Annotated in this window: 4 protein-coding genes and 1 pseudogene; 3 read left to right on the top strand and 2 right to left on the bottom strand. The window is 61.2% G+C overall.

The genetic code is table 11. The features are described from left to right. Together AC1DXV_RS32330 and AC1DXV_RS32325 are read left to right on the top strand one after the other, a co-directional pair. Positions 1 to 1,083: pseudogene (locus AC1DXV_RS32330) on the top strand (hypothetical protein); the annotation flags it as partial. Beyond that, complete coding sequence (locus AC1DXV_RS32325; protein WP_477870501.1) at positions 1,080 to 1,415, top strand: hypothetical protein; 336 nt, start codon at positions 1,080 to 1,082, stop codon at positions 1,413 to 1,415. The pseudogene AC1DXV_RS32330 and the gene AC1DXV_RS32325, both read left to right, overlap by 4 nt. Positions 1,416 to 1,812: 397 nt before the next feature. On the opposite strand, the gene AC1DXV_RS32320 is transcribed toward AC1DXV_RS32325, so the two are convergent. Together AC1DXV_RS32320 and AC1DXV_RS32315 are read right to left on the bottom strand one after the other, a co-directional pair. Then, positions 1,813 to 2,541, bottom strand: coding sequence for a hypothetical protein (locus tag AC1DXV_RS32320; RefSeq protein ID WP_477937573.1), 729 nt, complete (start codon positions 2,539 to 2,541; stop codon positions 1,813 to 1,815). 89 nt (positions 2,542 to 2,630) lie between these two features. After that, entirely contained in the window at positions 2,631 to 3,116 is a 486-nt protein-coding gene (locus AC1DXV_RS32315; RefSeq protein ID WP_477870497.1) for a hypothetical protein, read from the bottom strand. Between the two features lie 343 nt (positions 3,117 to 3,459). Between AC1DXV_RS32315 and AC1DXV_RS32310 the strand changes: the two genes are divergently transcribed. Continuing rightward, the gene (locus AC1DXV_RS32310; protein ID WP_477937571.1) at positions 3,460 to 3,876 is read left to right on the top strand and encodes a VOC family protein; all 417 of its coding nucleotides are present in this window, start codon (positions 3,460 to 3,462) and stop codon (positions 3,874 to 3,876) included. The last annotated feature ends 67 nt before the right edge of the window (positions 3,877 to 3,943 follow it).

Genomic DNA, 3,943 nt, shown 5'->3' with positions numbered 1-3,943 from the left:
AAGTTCGGCAAGAGCCGCACCCACATCTACAACCGGTTGAAGCTGCTCGATGCGGGCCCGGCCCTGCGCGATGCGTACCTGGCCAACGAGTTCGGCACCGACGCGGCGCAGCTCATCGCACGTCTGCCGTCGATCGGCTACCAGGAGAAGGCGCTGGAGTACATCAGGCATGACGCCCAGGCCCGGCTCGCTGCCGGCGGCAAAGCCAGCCACCGCACCATCCAGGCCCTGCTCAGCGAGAAGTTCTCGCTGGACCTGCACAACGCCGTCTTCGACATCGCCGACGCCGACCTGCTGCCGGACGCCGGCAGTTGCACCGACTGCTGGAAGCGCTCAGGCAACGCGCCTGAGTTCGCGGACATCGTCGAACTCGACGGCAAGGGCAATGACCGGGCTTCTGCCTCGGTGCATGGCGGTGCAGACGTCTGCACTGATCCAGACTGCTTCGCCGAGAAGAAGAAAGTCCACCTGCTGCGCGTCGTTCCGCGTGCACCCAAAGCCGCTGTGGCGGGTGCGCCGAACCCGACCGAGACCCAACCGGCCGAGCCGCATGCTGAGCCAGTCCACACAGTGGGCGGAACTTCGCACGACGAGACGCACGAGGCGCCAGGATCGACCGTGGATTCGGTAGCCAGCAACTCCGACGGAGATCAAGGGGCACCGACCGCTGCACCGACGACCAAGCCAGCTCGCGCGCAGAGGCGCAAGGCGATCGACGAGGACGCCACGCCCTCGATCCTCGCGAGCCGCACCCGGCTCGACCTTCTCAAGCGCGTGCGCGAGCGAGCCCTCGCCTCCGAGCGCAGCGCATTCGACCTGCGACTGGTCGCCAAGTTCGTCTGCGAATCCATCGCATGGCGCCATCGCGCCACGCTCGAAGGCCTGTACGACTGCGGCATCGGGAACCTGGCATCGCGCATCGACGCACTGCATCCGTCCGAAGTCGCGCTCTTCCTTCTCGACTGCGCGCTCTCGGCCAACGTGATGGTCGGAGAAGACGACGCCGCGGAGCAGCCCGCCTACCTCGTTGCGGCCGCCGAGCACTACCTCGCCAAGCCGTTGGAGTGCGCCGCTGAGCAATGAACGACCTGATCTCGACGACACGACAGCGGCACGCCATTTCCATCCCAACACGCTACAAGGATGAACCCTTGATCGGTCATCAACCAGTAGGCGCCATTCAAGGCGTCATCATCAGCGCCGTCTCGCATGAAGGGCTAACGGTCACGGTGGACGGGAAGCCTGCCCGATTGGCAATCCTCACCGAGGATGGGACAGTCATCGCCGCCGGCCCAGCTGTCGCCCGTGAGGCTGAGGCGGTCGCAGTGAACAGCTACAGACATTTGCTTCAGGGCCGAGGCCATCTGCGCATACTCAGCAAACCTATCGCTTTCGGAGAGAGTCCCTCAACGTGAAGCACCCCAGGGGCGCTTGCCGGTTGACTGCTCAGGCGCTGGGTGCGGTCGGTCAGAGCCGGCGGCCGAACGACAGCTCGGACGCATAGCAGACCTTCGTCGCGAAAGGCGTTGGATCTGCTCAGTCACGGCGGAGCGGACGGGGCCGCAACTGCGGTGCTGACTTGGGCGAATGACTGCTGTCGCGAGCGGCGAAGCCGAGCTTTCGACCCGGTGCGGTCCTTCGACCCGTCGATCTCGTTGCCGAAATGCAGTCGCTCAAGCCTGATCTGTTGCTGCAAGCGCAGCGTCAGCCAGCCATCGGTAAGCCGCCAATGCTGATCGCCTGCATGCGGCTGTTCCCCACTCGCCTTCAGTCATCCGCGATTTTCTGTTTGCCCGTTATAACAAGCAGTGCTTATACGGCCGGTGAGGGCCCTGCGGGATCGATGCCAACCTCTTCAAGCCGACGAACGACCCATTCGCGAATATTGCCAACTGCACGTGTTACCACGTCGTCTCTGATAAATCGAGCTTCTTCGGGAAAGCGCTCGCGCTCAACAAGGATTCGCCAAGCATCATCAAGTCCAGCATCTGAAATGCCCGCGCATACCGCCAAATGTTCAAACGGGCTGCTCTTCCCCGTCACGCCAACTAGCTCATCAAGCCGTAACTGTGACGAGAGGACGACCTCGCCCTGCTTGTCAGCGAAGTTGATGAGAGCATCGGCGTTGGCCGCGCCCCGGTCAGCGTAGGAACGCACGGCTTCTCGGAAATTCAGACTTGCCCACAGACTAGGGAGGCTAACAAGGCATTCATCCGATGGCGGGAGGCCCGCGAATACCGCTCCGGAGTTGGGGTGTCCCCTGACGATACCCTTAAAGTCCTCTGCATACGTCCTGTCAATGGTCCAACTTGTTGTGCCGTCGTCCAAGTGGTCGTTCAGGAAAAGCATTACCCAGTCTTGCCCACTCATGAACCGCTTGCGGTAGCACTTTACGGCGACGCGCCGGTGCTCGTCGGGCAGAAGCTGACAAAGACTTTCGAGCTGCTTCGCGAGGGTCTGGCGCAGGTCTTGGTCCTCGCGCCACCCGCGCTGCCACGCGCCTAAGGCTTCCAGAAATGCGTCGGTGAATAGACTGCTCATGATGGGGGATTGCGACTTGCGCATTCATTTGATCTGCGGCGGATGTGTCCAAAGTAAGCGACACATTCCACCGCAAGATTAACGAGAAATCATGCTCCGTCTTCGTCGAGCCCCTCGTCGTCCGGGACCAGCTGCTGGTAGTGGGCTTCAATAGCTTCGGGCTCTTCATCGAACAGCGGGGTGACGCGCTTCGAGCTCAGTTTCACCCAACTGTCAAGTTTCGTTACGTTCACCATCGCGTACTCAGCCCCAGAGCGGAAGAATACCCAGTCGAGTTCGACGAGCTCATCTTGGAGGTCGGTCAAAAATTTCTCCCTCAGGTTGCGCTTTCTTCCGGAGATGCGCAGCAGGGTCTCGTGCGAGAGCCGGTAGCGACTCACGTCGCGGCTTTTCTCCTGCTCGTAAGTTTTGACATTTATGACGAGGAGTTGTGCGGTAGTGGTGGCAGAGCGGTTTTGGGCCATCAGATGTTTCTCGACGTAGGGGGTGTTACTTGGTGGTGTGCAAAGCACCGGATGAGTGTACCAGAAAACACCAAATTTGTCGCCCTGACTGCCGAAAGTGGTCTCCAGCAACGTCTTTTTGGTGCCTTATGCCATCTAAGGTGGCGGGTCGCCGTGAGGAAGCTGCGCAGCCGAGTGGCAACTACACGCACTTCTCGATACCCAGGCCTCCAGCGGGTCGAGGGCTTTCGATGAAGCAGACGCTCGTGATCGTCCGCTCCTGGCCGACCGTGTATGTTCGCCGCGTCGCTCGGGAGCAGTCGGTCGCAGGCCGTTCCGTCTCCCTGGGCGACAGCTTGCAGGGCGACGGACGAAGGGGCACAGTCGGCCAGCAGCGGAAGTTCGCGGACGACGGCTTTCGGATAGGCTAGGCGCCATGTCTTGCAGCTCCTGTCAAGCACCAGGCGTTGGAGAAATGCAGCCTCTCTTCGCAAAGATCGATTGCCTCAGTCTGCCGGTCCAGGACTTGGACGAAGCGCTGGGCTTCTACCAGCACTCCCTCGGTCACGAACTGATCTGGCGCGATGCAACGGCAGCAGGTCTGCGCATGCCGCAGTCGAACTCCGAACTCGTCCTTCATATCGACAAGAGGCCTCTGGAAGTCGATCTGCTGGTTGCCTCAGTTCCTCAGGCCATTGAACGCTTCTGCGGTGCGGGAGGCACCAAGGTCTTGGGCCCGTTTCAGATTCGCATCGGCCTTTGCGCAGTGGTCCGCGATCCCYGGGGAAACGAACTCGTCATCCTGGACACTTCTTCAGGTCTACTGCAGACCGACGGAGAAGGTCATGTCATTGGCAACACCGACGCCCAATCCTTCCATAGAGAGGACTAGCCCCGGCAAGCCGGTCGAGCCTCTCATGTCAACGTTGAACGGCCGCTTTCCGGAGCCTTGCTCAGCC

The sequence above is a fragment of the Rhizobacter sp. P3_C12 genome (assembly GCF_056402735.1).
This window is presented reverse-complemented; position numbering and strand designations above follow the sequence as displayed.

Excerpts from the sequence above, each read along its gene's own strand:
- AC1DXV_RS32325 (WP_477870501.1), top strand. The coding sequence starts at position 1,080 with ATGAACGACCTGATCTCGACGACACGACAGCGGCACGCCATTTCCATC.
- AC1DXV_RS32320 (WP_477937573.1), bottom strand. The coding sequence starts at position 2,541 with ATGAGCAGTCTATTCACCGACGCATTTCTGGAAGCCTTAGGCGCGTGG.